This window comes from Candidatus Defluviilinea gracilis, from assembly GCF_057138825.1.
In genome coordinates this window covers 1-14477 of record NZ_DBNHEF010000086.1, presented here as the reverse complement: position 1 = coordinate 14477, position 14477 = coordinate 1, and the positions used below count along the sequence as shown (strand labels likewise).

18 protein-coding genes are annotated in these 14477 nt (G+C 40.1%); 1 reads left to right on the top strand and 17 read right to left on the bottom strand.

The genetic code is table 11. The annotated features are described in order from the left end of the window. Positions 1-39: 39 nt before the first annotated feature. The gene (locus AC16KF_RS18750; RefSeq protein WP_484038893.1) at positions 40-1128 is read right to left on the bottom strand and encodes a glycosyltransferase 87 family protein; all 1089 of its coding nucleotides are present in this window, start codon (positions 1126-1128) and stop codon (positions 40-42) included. 92 nt (positions 1129-1220) lie between these two features. Between AC16KF_RS18750 and AC16KF_RS18745 the strand changes: the two genes are divergently transcribed. Further along, positions 1221-1526: a hypothetical protein gene (locus AC16KF_RS18745; protein WP_484038892.1), complete on the top strand. Its 306-nt coding sequence runs from the start codon at positions 1221-1223 to the stop codon at positions 1524-1526. Positions 1527-1701: 175 nt separating this feature from the next. On the opposite strand, the gene AC16KF_RS18740 is transcribed toward AC16KF_RS18745, so the two are convergent. The 16 genes from AC16KF_RS18740 to AC16KF_RS18665 all read right to left on the bottom strand — a co-directional run bounded on the left by AC16KF_RS18740 (position 1702) and on the right by AC16KF_RS18665 (position 14296). Next, on the bottom strand, positions 1702-2646 hold the full coding sequence (locus AC16KF_RS18740; protein ID WP_484038891.1) for a hypothetical protein: 945 nt from the start codon (positions 2644-2646) through the stop codon (positions 1702-1704). A gap of 211 nt (positions 2647-2857) precedes the next feature. Beyond that, the gene (locus tag AC16KF_RS18735) at positions 2858-3316 is read right to left on the bottom strand and encodes a hypothetical protein (protein WP_484038890.1); all 459 of its coding nucleotides are present in this window, start codon (positions 3314-3316) and stop codon (positions 2858-2860) included. 250 nt (positions 3317-3566) lie between these two features. Continuing rightward, positions 3567-3779 (bottom strand): hypothetical protein, encoded by a 213-nt coding sequence (locus tag AC16KF_RS18730; RefSeq protein WP_484038889.1) that lies wholly within the window; start codon positions 3777-3779, stop codon positions 3567-3569. Positions 3780-3797: 18 nt separating this feature from the next. Beyond that, entirely contained in the window at positions 3798-4904 is a 1107-nt protein-coding gene (locus AC16KF_RS18725) for a radical SAM protein (RefSeq protein ID WP_484038888.1), read from the bottom strand. A 197-nt stretch (positions 4905-5101) separates the two neighbouring features. Next, positions 5102-5503 carry a hypothetical protein gene (locus AC16KF_RS18720; RefSeq protein ID WP_484038887.1) on the bottom strand — a complete coding sequence of 134 codons (402 nt, stop codon included), beginning with the start codon at positions 5501-5503 and terminating at the stop codon, positions 5102-5104. A gap of 18 nt (positions 5504-5521) precedes the next feature. Then, on the bottom strand, positions 5522-6370 hold the full coding sequence (locus tag AC16KF_RS18715; protein WP_484038886.1) for a hypothetical protein: 849 nt from the start codon (positions 6368-6370) through the stop codon (positions 5522-5524). 245 nt (positions 6371-6615) lie between these two features. Beyond that, on the bottom strand, positions 6616-7476 hold the full coding sequence (locus AC16KF_RS18710; RefSeq protein WP_484038885.1) for a hypothetical protein: 861 nt from the start codon (positions 7474-7476) through the stop codon (positions 6616-6618). Between the two features lie 181 nt (positions 7477-7657). Beyond that, positions 7658-8233, bottom strand: coding sequence for a hypothetical protein (locus AC16KF_RS18705; RefSeq protein WP_484038884.1), 576 nt, complete (start codon positions 8231-8233; stop codon positions 7658-7660). Between the two features lie 164 nt (positions 8234-8397). After that, complete coding sequence (locus AC16KF_RS18700) at positions 8398-8928, bottom strand: hypothetical protein (protein ID WP_484038883.1); 531 nt, start codon at positions 8926-8928, stop codon at positions 8398-8400. 215 nt (positions 8929-9143) lie between these two features. Next, positions 9144-9548 (bottom strand): zinc ribbon domain-containing protein, encoded by a 405-nt coding sequence (locus tag AC16KF_RS18695; RefSeq protein ID WP_484038882.1) that lies wholly within the window; start codon positions 9546-9548, stop codon positions 9144-9146. An 11-nt stretch (positions 9549-9559) separates the two neighbouring features. Then, on the bottom strand, positions 9560-10033 hold the full coding sequence (locus AC16KF_RS18690) for a Pycsar system effector family protein (RefSeq protein WP_484038881.1): 474 nt from the start codon (positions 10031-10033) through the stop codon (positions 9560-9562). Between the two features lie 912 nt (positions 10034-10945). Continuing rightward, positions 10946-11599: a CPBP family intramembrane glutamic endopeptidase gene (locus tag AC16KF_RS18685; protein WP_484038880.1), complete on the bottom strand. Its 654-nt coding sequence runs from the start codon at positions 11597-11599 to the stop codon at positions 10946-10948. 177 nt (positions 11600-11776) lie between these two features. Next, positions 11777-12337 carry a hypothetical protein gene (locus AC16KF_RS18680; protein ID WP_484038879.1) on the bottom strand — a complete coding sequence of 187 codons (561 nt, stop codon included), beginning with the start codon at positions 12335-12337 and terminating at the stop codon, positions 11777-11779. A gap of 2 nt (positions 12338-12339) precedes the next feature. After that, positions 12340-12819 carry a magnesium transporter MgtE N-terminal domain-containing protein gene (locus tag AC16KF_RS18675; RefSeq protein ID WP_484038878.1) on the bottom strand — a complete coding sequence of 160 codons (480 nt, stop codon included), beginning with the start codon at positions 12817-12819 and terminating at the stop codon, positions 12340-12342. A 26-nt stretch (positions 12820-12845) separates the two neighbouring features. Next, a complete protein-coding gene (locus AC16KF_RS18670) occupies positions 12846-13292 on the bottom strand; it encodes a hypothetical protein (protein ID WP_484038877.1) in 447 nt (148 codons plus the stop codon). A 209-nt stretch (positions 13293-13501) separates the two neighbouring features. Continuing rightward, on the bottom strand, positions 13502-14296 hold the full coding sequence (locus tag AC16KF_RS18665; protein WP_484038876.1) for a cation efflux transmembrane domain-containing protein: 795 nt from the start codon (positions 14294-14296) through the stop codon (positions 13502-13504). Between the last annotated feature and the right edge of the window lie 181 nt (positions 14297-14477).

Genomic DNA, 14477 nt, shown 5'->3' with positions numbered 1-14477 from the left:
GATTGTCTATTGCTTATTCGACATGAACGAAATTGATATTCAATTTTGTTCATGATTTGAATTGGATGTGAATAATTCTTTCACTCCGGGACTCAATTGTACGATGTAGATCAACAGCGGAATAAAGACCAGGAATTGAAGAGCAACCCAGCCGTACGATCCCATAAAATAACCCAAATTGCCCAGCAATCCAATCCAACCGATTGGCATTACAAGCAGAAACAACAAATCGTTTTGCTGAAAATAAGGCAGCGCAAGTCCCATTGCGGCTACCAACGCCAGAAACCGCCGTTGCGGTTTTAAGCGAAGTAAAAACGGCGGTAGCCAGAATAAAAGCGACCATGGTCCCGCCCAACGCCACAACGATATGCTTCCCAAGTCATTCGGAGGATGGTTAATAATGTTATTTAATAGTTGAAGGGGCCAGCCGGGATATGCGATAAGAGATGCTGTCCATATCAAAATGGGCATGACCATTACCCTCAACCTGTCTTTCCAGGACAGTTCTGCCATAAGCAGGAGGATCAAACTGCCTGTCAGTCCGGTTTGGAATTTGGCGCTTGCGATGGCGATGCCCAGGCCGGCGAGATGCCATTTTCGGTTCGCCAAGCCCCACCAACAAAGCGCCAGCCCGCCAACGATCAAGCCGGTGATGCTTCCGTAAATGATGGTGTAAAACATTTGATACGATGCTATTGCGATCAACGCTTTCCCGTTAAACACACGGACCGCAAAGAATATTCCAAGGATATTTACTGCGCACCACACCACATATGCCAGAGTGAGCGGCAGTTTTGATAAGAGAGCGAAAATCGGCAAGATCCAATATCCATAGTAATAATAAAAATTCTGATAGCTAAAATTGCCGTGCGCGGTCTCCAGATAGATTTTAAGATCAAAATAAGCAAATGATAAATTAGCCTGTTGCCAGACGAATATACCCATCATCCCAAATGCCAGACCAAGCGCGAAAACCTCTCCGGGCTTAAGGCGCTGGCATAGCCGTTCGTTCATTTGCCGTGCAGTATCGGTTAGCGACATGACTGTATTATATGTTGCTGAACGTCGAAAAGGGAAGGGAATGACCGGGAGCGATGCTGACGGGTTGGAAAATGGGCGGAAAGCCATGATCTTCTAGCCAGGCGACCGCATTCTCTTTATAGGTTTCGTCCCTAACTCTGAACCAACCCTCTTCAACCCCATAACGGTAAATCGTATCTTTGAATCTGAGGAACGCTCCGAACGGCGAGCGTAGACAAGCCTTCCGCATGGCGGCGCAATCCGTCAAGCAGGCAGACTGTGTGTTTGGCTCGTTCTATCGGCGTTTGAAATCACGGCTGGACAAAGCGCAAGCCACGGTCGCTACTGCGCACGCCATCGCGCGAGTGGTGTATCGGATGCTCAAATACAAGGTGGAGTATGAGACGATCAGCGTGACCGAATATGAAAAGAAGTATGAAGAACAACAGATCAAGTATATGAAGAAAAAGGCGCAGAAGCTGGGCTTCCAACTCATCCCTGCCTGACGAGGGGGCGACCTAACAAAAAGGCGTGACGTAAGGCGTCGCGCCTGCTTTGCGTTTAACTGCCTTCGTGATTTTGCAGTTTTTCCCCACTCAACTCGTTGACTTTGCTCAGACCAACGCCTTGTACGATCATCTCAACCGCTCTTGGATCAAGACGGTTTCTGAGAACGCTTTGTTAGCCACCGTTCTGGACATGTAGAACACTTTCGATTTCTGCTAACCGTTCAATATTTGATATATAAACATTTAAAGACTTTGCCATCTTTTCTGTTTTTGATTGCTCTTCCATTGCCAATATTAACCAAATAAAACTATCTTTAGGCAGTTGTTCAACAAAATAGGTCAATTCCGAAACGCTCATTTGACGAAATTTTCCGTGAAGAACTCCGCCCCGTGTCTTTTGGCGGTCTTCGCCGTGAGCATACGCCGCTTTTAGGCGAACTATTACAAACAGATTCTCTCTGCCAGATTGTACTTGGATTATATTGCCTAATTCCTTAGTTGCAGAACTTATATTCTTTGGGGTAATTTGTTTCGGAAGGGTTACGGGTTTATCGCAAGAAAATAAAATGCCGTTCACTGATTGATTGTTGAAATGCTTCATGACTTCAATCGTTCGTTCTGTCATGTGAAAAATGAGAAAATTCGCCCACGCATTTATACATTCGGATGCTAACTCTAGGGCGTCAATGTATTCATGGTCATCAGTTTCCACGTAAAACCGAAATCTTGTTTGTAGAAGCGACGAATCTGCTTTGACCGCTTTGGGATCAATTGCAACACTGGTGTAAATTTCAGGGACGCCAACTCTAGGACTTTTTTGGCTTCTTCCTTTTGTGTTTAGAACCAAATGCTTGCTACTATTACATAAATCTGCACACAATTTCAGGTATTCGTTTTTTGCCAGAAAAGATTCTGTGTCAGACTTTGTGCAGGCAATCGAATTATCTTTTTCTATCCAGTCTTTCAGATGATAGCAATTGATGAAGAAAGAATACAAGTCATCCTGAAAATATTCTTCGGTAATTTGCTGGGTTTTAGGGCGTGACAAAGCGTCGTCCAACAAACGACTAAACCATCTTTCGACACGTAGGAATTGCTCGATATACTTTGCTTTCATTGTTGGCGTTTTATGTTGCAAGAAGGTGGCTAACGGTTTGCGTTAGCGGATTTTGGGCGGGCTGGGACAATGCCTGAGAGTGGGAAAAACTTGAAGCCAGAAAAATGCTTCTCGAAGCCGCAGACTCCCAAAAATCCGCTGCACGCTTTGTTGGGCGTTTTTTTGTTGTGCAAGACTCATCGACTGTGTGATTTTACTCATAACTTGGCTCTTATGATGTAGAAAATAACTTTCTAATGCGTGCGACTAAACTCGTTTTTGATTTCTTATCCATGCCAAATTTATCTGGTAAAGGTTTTCCTTGCTTAATGCTTGCAATCACCTTTTGGGGTTCTACTTGACACCAATACATGAATTCCAAATGATGACCGTCTTTGCGTTCAATCAAATTTTCAATAAGGGCGGTAGGTTCTACAAGGTAATGAGGTTTTGACCGTTGTTGCGCCACAACTGCTAAAGGATTTTTCCCTACAACTATCCAAGTTGCCTTTCCATCAATGATAGATGGTAAATAATGAATTGCTAGAATTTTTTCCAGCATACTTTCAACGGTTTCGCCGCTTTCCATCTTTATCCTTTTTTCATGTCGTGGATAAATGTCATCGCCTGCGGCAACGCTGTCACGCCAAATGATTATATTTTTAGACCTTCTTTTTTGTTGAGTGCCCATTTTGAAAGATTTTACCCATAGACTCAAACATCAAAAGCGACAAAGTAGTTTTGGAAGAAACGCCCAACGGCTGGCGTTACCTGCGTGTGGGAGGGCGTGGATTCTGTTTGGGAGCAGGAAAAACTCAAAGCGGGGAAAATGCTCGAAAATGCCGCAGAATCCCACACGTCAGGTGCACGCTTTGTTGGGCAGATTTTATAGAGCGACAAAAAATTGTTGTTTAAATTTTTTTGTCGCTCTACTTTCTTACTTAATCATCATCACCAGGTTCCCAATTGTCCCACTCGCCTGCCCACGGTGGAGCGTCGTCGAAAGTGCTATCTTTGTAACTATTGTCAAGTGCAGTTTCGACAACAGCATTTGACACGTTTTGATCTGTTAGTAATGCAGGTTCGGTCTCTGCAATTAATTTCTTAATATCTTCGGCAAATGCAGAAACTACTTTAAGGGTTGGTGTTGTCATTTTTATCTCCTTTGGTGATTAGTGAACAGTTTTTACAAATTCAAGAATTGTTTTTGCTGGAGAAATTCTTGAAGAATAACAATACTGAGTTTCCGTTGATTTGACAGTTCCATTTTCAAAATATTTATTGCTGGCTTGTCCGCCATGACAAAATGAAAAGTAATCACAAGATTCAGCACACATTTCAGTTCCTTCAACAAACTCCTTGACATACCAAGCGTTTGTGCCATTGTTTACGATGGTTTCTAGATCGTCCTTTAATACATTGCCTACTATAAACTTGTTGCGCTCATTTTTAGGCACTGAAATAAATTCAGGCGATAATAAGACTACATTGCCTTCGGTGTCAACTGTTGGATAAAAATTTCTATTGACAACATAAGGGGCATATGTACCATCAATTAGTTTGTTCATTATAGCAAGCGATTCTCGGAAATGGCGAATAGACGTGACTGGTTTCTTACGCCACTCCAAAAATAAGCGACGCCAAAAAATATCAATCTCTTCTTTTGTAAATTTTACTTTGCCAAGATTCAATCCTTCGTTTTCTTCAAAATTGATGCTAATACTTTTGGGCTGAAGAGACGATAAGAAGTTATACAACTCTTCTGGGCTATTGATGTTGTGCTTATTGATAACGGCAATTATTCCAAAGGAAATTTTATGATTTCTCAAGTGTTGAATGCCTGCCAATGTGCTTTCAAATGCTTCCTGTCCAGACCAGTTTTTTCTGGATAAGTTATGAGTTGCATTACCATCTAGGCTAACGCCAATTCTGAATTTGTACTTCCTTAGAAAATCACACCACTCCTCATTTATTAGCGTTCCGTTTGTTTGGATGCTGTGCTGGCGGAATCTTTCTTCACAATGCTCATCAAAGATGTTCATGTAGTGACGAAATTTATCAATTCCTGTTGCTAAAGGCTCTCCGCCGTGCCATAACACAATAGTTCTTCTGTTTCGTTTCCCAATCGCTTTTGCTATGTTTCTAACAACATCATCTTGGATGAATCTCTTCTCTTGTCTATCAGGGAGGTAACAATAACTGCAATTTAAATTGCATATTGAAGTTGGTTGCAACACAACAGTATTCCAATGGTAAACAAAATGCTTCGTTTCGTGCATGATTTTCCCTTTTGTTTATTGACTGAACCCGTTAGACCTTATCTGCCCAACGGTTTGCGTTAGCGGATTTTGGGCGGGCTGGGAAAATGCCTGAGAGCAGAAAAAACTTGAAGCGAGAAAAATGCTTCTCGAAGCCGCAGACTCCCAAAAATCCGCTGCACGCTTTGTTGGGCAGGTGTGGGTTGCGCGAGACTCTACTACTTTGGATTGGTTTGCTGTTCTTTTTTAGATTGTTCTGCGACTTTCTTAAACACAGTACTCAAACCTTTTATTGGATTCAGAAATGTATCAATTGCAACTTCCCATGCGTCAGGAGCAACTTCAAGAAGAAATTTCAACCATTTTGAAATAACTTTTTCGCTCGCTTTTTCACCTTGTGATGCTTCAAGTTCTAATTCTTTCACAGCAGTTTTTGCAATTTCTTTATCAGCACCGTTTGGTATTAATTCGACTTTATTATGCAGTACAGTGAATGCGTTTTTTATTTCTAAAAAATGTTCGACTTCCTCTGTTTGAATAGAAATATTTCCAACATTCGTTAAATTAGTATTTTTTGAGTTCTTGACTTCTATTTTTGAATTATTCTCTACCTTTTTCATGGCAAGACTCCTGAAATATTATTTAGTATTGTCTTGAAAAACATTTGCAACTTTGTCTAAAATAGTTCCAGGTGAATTTGTTATATTGATTTGAGGAGCGTTTGTGATGTAGTTGACAATGGTTTGTTGTAGTTCCTCAGACAAGATGCCTTTTTCTTGGAGAATGGATTTTGTAATATTTAGAATTACTGTGTAAGAAGAAACATAGAATGTTCTTACATCAATTTTGTCGTATGAGTTTTCAAAACTTGTACTAAGTGAAGCCAATATACTATATTGGCTATTGAGCCAGCGTGGATACCATCCCCAAATACTTACTGGGCTAGTAATGATAAAGTCTAATACGTTGAACCATTCGTAAGTTCCACGAGTATAACTGGAGTAATGCGCTACAATTTCTTCGCCTGTTGTAGCAAAATGAAGAAAATGACTTACGATGCTTCCTCTGCTGGTGCGATATATAATCTTTGAAAATGCGCGTTTTTCATTTTTCTTTGTATCTACTATTATTTCGGCTGGTGTACTGATAACTCCTAGTGATGCAAAGTGCTTGTTGAGTTCGTCACATATGCGTTGATGCAATTCTAAAATGAAGTTATTAACATCAAGTGTATTTTTTGAGTTTTTGTAAGGAATGATTAACGTAGAGTTCTTAACTTCAGTACCAAATTGAAAAAATAGATTTTTGCCCGCAAAACTTTTGAAATTTAAGTTCTTATCTCTTGCTTGGTCTTGAGAAAAGGACACTAAGGCTATGAAAACAAGCGGTACGAATAAACATAAAATCGCACCGCTTGTTTGTGCTATTAACGTGATGTACAAACTAATCAGTGCCAACCATTTAGTAACTAATCCAATCTTAGGCATTTTATTTAATCCTTCCTTGTTATATGATGATTTTGAAATGTTACTTTATAAGAACAAATTACAAAGCACCTGCCCAACGGTTTGCGTTAGCGGATTTTGGGCGGGCTGGGAAAATGCCTGAGAGCAGAAAAAACTTGAAGCGAGAAAAATGCTCCTCGAAGCCGCAGACTCCCAAAAATCCGCTGCACGCTTTGTTAGCCTGCTTTTATTTTTAAGAACACCTTTTGCTTTTAACATTTTCTCAATTATCTTGAAATCAACGAAAAATCTGTCAATGTTACAGAAAGCGTTGCGCCTTGTGCAACCGTGTACCCCACCCAAAGAAAAGGATGGGCTTTGGGTAAACTTCTATCATCTACAATTTCGTATTCTAAATACGTTATGAGCCTTGTTCCACGAATTTCAAGTTTGACATTGTAAACTTGATTTATTGATATTCGAGGTGGTGGTAGATATATTTGCTTAATGTCGGGCATTTGCAACATCATCCATATAGGTTTGTCTTGCACTCCTGATTGAAAAAGGATAGAAGTCCCATCTTGGCTTGGGATAGATGTTGCGCTCGGTAATAATCCGATTGCGATATTAGTATTCCAATCAGAAATAGTAGCCAACTCACTTATTTCCATCTTGAAACTTATATCTGTATCAGACGAAATGCCTGTAACAAGCCCGTTTACTCTGGAACTTGGGGGATTGATTACATTAATTGATAGTCCTGTTTCTTGTAATGCAAAAATACCTTTGTTCTCTAAATTCCAGCAATTATTATTTTCGGGTGCTGTGTTTCCTTCAAGCAAACTCCACACACCTTTATTGATACAACCATCTTCAAAAAGATATGCCGATGATGTCGTTGGTGATGGAGTTAATGACGCTTCGGAAGCCGTAATACTTGGGGTATCTGTAGGCACTGCAAACAATACGGCGGCTGTTTGGGTTGCTTTGAAACTTTCTGCTGTTTGAGTTGCGCTTATCTCAAGTTCTTTAGGGGCTACATTACTCCGAAATGTAAAATACGCAACCGCAATTGTGCCAATCACTCCAATTATGGCGGTTATAACTGGGGCAAGATTATTTGAAGATGCCGATTCGTTTTTGCTCATTGAATACTTTTCCCTTTTAGCGGAGCGGGCTAACGGTTTGCGTTAGCGGATTTTGGGCGGGCTGGGAAAATGCCTGAGAGCAGAAAAAACCTGAAGCGAGAAAACTGCTCCTTGAAGCCGCAGACTCCCAAAAATCCGCTGCACGCTTTGTTGGGCTGTGTTGGACAGATAGACACCATGATTATTGGATAACTACAGTAGAAAGAATTTTATCCAAAACTTTTATCAAGTTATCATTTTGTTCAGGCGTTCCTATCATGTATCCATCAAGTGAAAGACGATAATTTTTTGTGTATAAAAACACTGTCCATACTGTCCAGCCAGAACGGTTTTCTATTTTTTTAACAGCTGATAAATTCGGTGCGAGAATAGATAATCCCGCAGGATTACAGCCTTCCTCTGTTATTGCACAAGGTAGTGCATAGATTTCTAATCTTACTGTACCTGCCACTTGATAGTCTGAGGTATCACCACCTACTTCGCCAATGCGTACAAAGTCTTGAATGTAAGTCTGACCTTCTAAACCTGGCTCACTTTTGGTTGAACCTGGATAAACATACCAATCTTGAGGGTAATCAAGGCTATATTGGATTGTTCCAGCATCTGATGTAAATTTACTTGAATATTCTTTCCAATTATCAGATGTAAAGGTCGAAGTTGGAATAGCCGCTTCTGTTGGAACAACTTTAGCCGCTGGCGCACATGATACCAAGATAAAAACGACAAACCAAACTGAAACAATGTTTTTGTTTTTCATTCATACCTTTTGTGCAAGGAACAGCCCAACGGTGTGCGTTAGCGGATTTTGGGCGGGCTGGGAAAATGATTGAGAGCAGAAAAAACTTGAAGCGAGAAAAATGCTTCTCGAAGCCGCAGACTCCCAAAAATCCGCTGCACGCTTTGTTAGCCCGCTTTTGTCTATCAAGGAATAATTTTCCAATAAGAGCCACCATTTGGTGCAATAAAAGAATCAGTTGTCTCAAATAATCCAGTACTAAAATCAATACATACTGCTTCTACAGGAAATTGAGACCAGTGATATTTTCCGCCAGCCGATAAATCAGTTAATATCAAATAGCCTTTTGGAATTTCATCGCCTGCTTCATAAGAAATAAATGGAATTGGGCGATTGTGAACATCTTCAGCGCATTTACCAGAAATTTCAGTTGTTGTTTCACCAAAATTCCAATTGTTTACTTCATGTCGTGTGACAGTTGCTTCACGAGATTCAACTTCAACTGGAGAACCCCCAATTATCCAACCTGCGCCAACATTAGGGTTTGAAAGCACTATTGCGATAATAAGTAAAACAATTCCGACAATTACAGATAATATTCTAATTTGCGTTGAGATAGCAGGTATTTTGAATTTTTCAACATCAATACCACCTCCAAAAATTCCTGCTAACAAGGCAACACCACCGATGCCTGCAATGATTGAAGAAACTTCCATATATTTTCCATCTCCTTATTTATTGCAGATTTTATAACGTGATAATCTTTTGCGCGAAGCGGGCTAACGGTTTGCGTTACCCGCGCTGGGGCGGGCGGCGGGACGCCGTCCGACTGGGAAAATGCTGAGGCGTAGAAAAATGCTTGGAATCGCGCCAGAATCCCCAGCGTCGGGTGCACGCTTTGTTGGGCTGTTTTATGCGTACAAGAACTTACTCATTTTTCATCGTCTTTTTTCTTGCTCTGTTCAATTAGCAAGGAAATTTCTTGCCCGCAACCAGAGCAAAACTTTGAACTCATAGGTGTTTCGGCTTTGCATATTGGACAAGTAAATATTAGTAAAGTGCTACATTTAACACAAGATTTTGCGGTTTTAGAATTTTCGTGTTTACATTTTGGGCAAATGATAATTTTATCAAGCGCAACTTCATTTTCATTGCCAATTATTATAGTACTACCTGCGACATTACCATGAATTTCAATATTGGTTGCGTTATATTGGTCGCTTACTTTCTGCCCCCGCTGGTCAAAATGCGTAGGTGTTCTTGAAGAACCTTTGAGTTTGAGGTTTGGGTTTTCTGGAGGGAGTGATAAAGGTTTATCTTTTTTAGATTTGCTCATTGTCTCCGCTCCTAAAATAGCGATATAAACAAGGCGACGCCTAACGAAGTGAACGCTAATGATTGTGACACAAATGCCAGCCGTAATATGATAGCATTTCGTTCTATTATGACGGAATTCTCTTTCCAAGACCCAATCATATTTGAAATCATTTGCAATTTTGTTTCATCGGGTGATTGATTTAGATATTCGTGCGCTAAAACTTCTGGATTTGGGTCAATTCGATAACTTCTTACCCAAGATACAATAGTTGAGCAAATAACCGAGATTGCAAATAGCACTATACCAATAAGCACAAGAATTTGACCACTAACGGGGATAAGGATAATAGTTTCTCTTGCTCCCATGAGTAAAGCAAACATTCCGCCAGCAAAAGCCATTAACATACTTGCTTTATTTTCAAGTGATGTTTTTTGGCTTTGCTGTACAGAAAGCAAGTTTCTTACAGTTTCATGAATTAGAGAAACACTATTTTCATTAGTCATAATTTTTCAAAGGAACAGCCCAACGGTTTGCGTTAGCGGATTTTGGGCGGGCTGGGAAAATGCCTGAGAGCAGAAAAAACTTGAAGCGAGAAAAATGCTTCTCGAAGCCGCAGACTCCCAAAAATCCGCTGCACGCTTTGTTAGGTGACTGCGGGTTGCGCAAGACCTTTTGCCTGAAAACAGAACCACGCCTTTTATGACTTGATTTTACACGTACCACAATTTTTTACAAGCCCGACTTTGCCAGCGAAAACGAAACTGATTTACCAAAACGCCAAAGTTTAGAACTTGTGTTTCGACAAGCTCAACAACCACTGAAACCTTTGCCAAAAACTGACTTTACAAAGAAATTACTTGCCAGAAAAAATAAACCTGACAAAAAAGCCTAACCCAAACTTGCCAAAACTTTTTCTAAAAAAATGTAGCCGATTTTAGAAACCTGACTTTACCAAAAAGAGCGCAAGCCATGAAAAACGGACTTTGTGTCTCGACAAGCTCGACAACCACAAAATGAAACCTCTTGCTTGCCAAAACTTTAACTGAAAATCTTGAAGCCGATTTCAGAAACCTGAGTAAATTTAACACGAAACTTTTTGAACCAAAACCATGAGCTAATTTAAAGCCAATAAAATTTTGGAAACCGCCACTGCTAAAAATGCCCGATTTTATTGAACAAGAAACTTTGCTAAAAACCAAAATCCTGATTTGCAAGACTCAAAACGCCAATTTGAAACACAACTTATTTTTGCAAAGCGCCTGAAAGATTTAACGAAGCAGACACCTAACGGTGAGCGTTACTTGCGCTGGGGCGGGCGGCGGAACGCCGTCCAAACGGAAAACGGCTGAGGTAGAGAAACTGCCGAAAAACGCGCAGAGTCCCCAGCGTCAAGTGCACGCTTTGTTGGGCAGTTTTTATGATAACAATGCTATAAAAACTAACGGCAAATCTATAACCACATGAACAATCATCACGAATAACAAATTTCTTTGCCAAAAGTATAAACCAGTAAGGATAATACCTAATGGAACCACCACGCCAACAATGTGAGCGAGATTCCATCCTGTGGCATGAACAGCCACAAAAAATACCAGGCTAATCAACCCGCTAATCCATTTATTCCCTGTAATTTTCTGTAATCGTTCTAGTGGATAACCACGAAACAAAATCTCTTCCGTTATACCTGCTGTCAACACGCTTAAGAGTAATATCCACCAAGAATAATTAGATGCGACTTGTGCTACTGTTCCTGAATTTGACGGCGGAAAAACTTTGCTAATTAATAACGTGAGAACAGGGACTAATAGTGATAACAAAACACCCAATCCAACTGCTATTAGCCCTGATTTCCAAGATAGGGATTTCCAGCCAATAGTTGCCAGTGGTTGATTCTCGACGGTTTGTGTAAAAAATAGCATCACAAAAGCCAAGCCCCAAAATACACCAAACCCTATCAAGGTAGAAACTGGTTCATTGATATTAAGTTTAATGAACACTGGATTGATGAACAATGTGAAAATTACGGGGACAGCCAGCGATAAACTCAATCCAAGAATCTTTTTTTGCATATTGATACTATTTATCCTTTGCAGGGAACTGCCCAACGGTTTGCGTTACCTGCGTGTGGGCGGGCGTGGACAATGCTTGGGAGCAGGAAAAACTCGAAGCCAGAAAAATGCTCGAAAATGCCGCAGACTCCCACACGTCAGGTGCACGCTTTGTTAGGCGCTTTTTGATTTCACTATTTACTTTGAATATCTTTTTGCTTTTTCCTTTGCTTGATTGATGTTTTCCATCAATAAAGCCCTTCTTTCTGTTATTGTATCAATTCGTTGCTCCACGCTTTTTATTGACTTTTTAACTTCTTCAAATTCAGTTAGTAAACTGATGGGTGATTCTAATGACCCGTAACCACTTATTTTTTCTTCAATAATACGTCTATTGGTTCTGTATTTGCACAATAAATTTCTGTGGTGCTCTTCTTCTGTTTGTATTTCTTCCAACTCTTTCCCATCTCTTGCAAGTTGAGAGAGTGCCTCCCTGATTTCGAGTTCTTCAATCTGATCTTTGATTTCAATACCTTTGAATTCTTCTGGCAGGGATGTTGGTTGTTGTGTAATTGGAGAAGGATGGCTTTTGCTTCCTTCATTCGCCTTCGCAGAGCCACTTTCGTCTTTCTCCTGAGTTCCATAGAGAAGCCATTTTACGGCTGAAACGACTTTCTTTCCTAATTCGAAAATTCCATTCTTAATTTCTTCAAGGCTTGGAAGGTTGATTTTTTGAAAAAACCATTGAATAGTTTGCATTTTTATTCCCCTAAAGATTTATTTTGCTTTCCCGATTCAAGGATGTCTTGTCTGTCGCTTTCAGAAAGGAAGTTAAGCAGATTAATTCTAAGCGTTTCTGAAAGACTTAATAATATTTTAGCCTGCTCAGAAGTTGTCATTGTACTTATTAGTTTTAACACGCCTTGAGGTCTCATTACATTAAATAATTCTTCTCGCTCGGCGGTAGATATGTCTAGTAGTATTTGCCTTTGCTGATCGGCATTTAATGCCAGTATGAATTTTCTTTGCTCTTTGGCTGTCAATGTTAACCAAACAAAATATTGCAATTGCACGTCAATTGTTTTCCATCGCTCCTGAAAACCAGATTCAAACAACACGCCATCCTTTTTAGCAACTGCAAAATTAATTAATCTTTGATCGTCTGAGAAAATGCTTTGCCATAGTGCTTGAATTGAAAATGAATTGTCGATATTTACTCGAAAATCTAAGTCTATTGCCATGTTTCATTCTCCTTGTATATAAAGATTTAATTATTGACAACTATTTCCTTGTTGTAAATTTTTGCCAACGTAGATTTTAATTTCGTGACAACATCTTCGATGCCTTCTTCTGCTTCTTCAAGTTCATGCAGCACTTTGTAGGGTGTGTCAAGTGTTCCATAAATCGAGATTTTCTCTTTAGCAAGTTGATATCTCTTGCTGTATGTGTCCTTTAGTTTCAACAAATGTTCAAGTTCTGAAATTTCATTCTTGAGGATATTTTCGGAAATCTGAGTAGACATTGCCTCATTAATCGACCCGATAGATTCTGAACTTCTATTATTTGAGGCTTGATGACTATCTTTATTGCTGTCTTGAACATTAATATTTTTTGAGGCGCGACGTTCTCTGCGTTCTTGCAGGATTTTTTGAGCCTCTCCAAACAAAAAATCTAAAGTTTTTAAGAGAATTGGTAAACCTGTTGGGTCAATCATACCTGCTCCTTTGCTTTTGGAAATAACTCTTGTTAAATTTTATCAATGACTTGCAAGTCAGCGCCTAACGGCTCGCGTTAGTGGCAAGTGGGCGGGCTGAGATAATGTTTGGGAGCAGGAAAAATCCGAAGCCAGAAAAATGCTTGAAAACGGCGACGAATCCCACTTGTCCACTGCACGCTTTGTTAGCCGCCGTTTTTGTTAATAGACTACTTTGCAATTTGCAATATACGATATGCGCCACGTGCCACAATAATAAATACGATTGCTCCGACAACCAAATCAGGAATTTTGGAGTTTGTTACAAAAACCAGTATACCAGCGAGAATAACCCCGATGTTGATTATCACATCATTGGAGGTGAAAATCATGCTGGCTTGCATGTGGGCTTCTGTGTTTTTACTTTTTTGAAGCAAAAACAAACTGGTTGCGTTTCCAATCAAAGCAAGCAATGAAATAACAATCATCATTTGAAATGTGGGAACATCACCAAACCCAAGAAAACGTCTGATTACTTCGGTAATACCAAAAATAGCCAAAACTATTTGGAAATACCCACTTGCTTTGGCGATATTCTTTTTCTTGGCAATTGTTCCGCCAATCGCAAAAAGTGCAAGCCCATAAACAAGGCTGTCTGCCAGCATATCTAAACTATCGGCAACAAGCCCCATTGAATTGGAGATGAAACCCATTAATATTTCAAGGGCAAAAAAGAAAAAGTTAATAGACAGAACCTGCCAAAGCAATTTCCGCTCTAAATTATCCTTGCCAGTTGGTACAAACTCATCTGTTGCGCCACTTTCAATCAGAGTTGTGTCGAGTTGCAAACTGTTAAGTGCTTCAAAAATTAATTGATAATCGCCTGTATGGAAAACATCCAACTGGCGATTGGGAAGGTCAAACTGCAAAGAAGATATATTGCTGACTTCTTGAAGTTTCAAACGTACTAATTGTTCTTCAGATGCACAGTCCATTTGCTGGACTGCAAAGGTCGTTTTTTTCATACTTCACTCCTATATATATTTGCAGGACAGGCGGCTAACGGTTTGCGTTACTTTCGGGTGGGCGGGCGTAGATAAAACTTTGGGAGCAGGATTCTGTTTGGGTGTAGAAAAATGCCCGAAAATGGCGCAGAATCCCACCCGTCAAGTGCACGCTTTGTTGGCACGCTTTTGTTTTGCAAGA

Excerpts from the sequence above, each read along its gene's own strand:
- AC16KF_RS18740 (WP_484038891.1), bottom strand. The coding sequence starts at position 2,646 with ATGAAAGCAAAGTATATCGAGCAATTCCTACGTGTCGAAAGATGGTTT.
- AC16KF_RS18675 (WP_484038878.1), bottom strand. The coding sequence starts at position 12,819 with ATGGCAATAGACTTAGATTTTCGAGTAAATATCGACAATTCATTTTCA.
- AC16KF_RS18670 (WP_484038877.1), bottom strand. The coding sequence starts at position 13,292 with ATGATTGACCCAACAGGTTTACCAATTCTCTTAAAAACTTTAGATTTT.
- AC16KF_RS18730 (WP_484038889.1), bottom strand. The coding sequence starts at position 3,779 with ATGACAACACCAACCCTTAAAGTAGTTTCTGCATTTGCCGAAGATATT.
- AC16KF_RS18705 (WP_484038884.1), bottom strand. The coding sequence starts at position 8,233 with ATGAAAAACAAAAACATTGTTTCAGTTTGGTTTGTCGTTTTTATCTTG.
- AC16KF_RS18750 (WP_484038893.1), bottom strand. The coding sequence starts at position 1,128 with ATGGCTTTCCGCCCATTTTCCAACCCGTCAGCATCGCTCCCGGTCATT.
- AC16KF_RS18685 (WP_484038880.1), bottom strand. The coding sequence starts at position 11,599 with ATGCAAAAAAAGATTCTTGGATTGAGTTTATCGCTGGCTGTCCCCGTA.
- AC16KF_RS18735 (WP_484038890.1), bottom strand. The coding sequence starts at position 3,316 with ATGGGCACTCAACAAAAAAGAAGGTCTAAAAATATAATCATTTGGCGT.
- AC16KF_RS18690 (WP_484038881.1), bottom strand. The coding sequence starts at position 10,033 with ATGACTAATGAAAATAGTGTTTCTCTAATTCATGAAACTGTAAGAAAC.
- AC16KF_RS18725 (WP_484038888.1), bottom strand. The coding sequence starts at position 4,904 with ATGCACGAAACGAAGCATTTTGTTTACCATTGGAATACTGTTGTGTTG.
- AC16KF_RS18710 (WP_484038885.1), bottom strand. The coding sequence starts at position 7,476 with ATGAGCAAAAACGAATCGGCATCTTCAAATAATCTTGCCCCAGTTATA.
- AC16KF_RS18720 (WP_484038887.1), bottom strand. The coding sequence starts at position 5,503 with ATGAAAAAGGTAGAGAATAATTCAAAAATAGAAGTCAAGAACTCAAAA.
- AC16KF_RS18680 (WP_484038879.1), bottom strand. The coding sequence starts at position 12,337 with ATGCAAACTATTCAATGGTTTTTTCAAAAAATCAACCTTCCAAGCCTT.
- AC16KF_RS18700 (WP_484038883.1), bottom strand. The coding sequence starts at position 8,928 with ATGGAAGTTTCTTCAATCATTGCAGGCATCGGTGGTGTTGCCTTGTTA.
- AC16KF_RS18665 (WP_484038876.1), bottom strand. The coding sequence starts at position 14,296 with ATGAAAAAAACGACCTTTGCAGTCCAGCAAATGGACTGTGCATCTGAA.
- AC16KF_RS18715 (WP_484038886.1), bottom strand. The coding sequence starts at position 6,370 with ATGCCTAAGATTGGATTAGTTACTAAATGGTTGGCACTGATTAGTTTG.
- AC16KF_RS18695 (WP_484038882.1), bottom strand. The coding sequence starts at position 9,548 with ATGAGCAAATCTAAAAAAGATAAACCTTTATCACTCCCTCCAGAAAAC.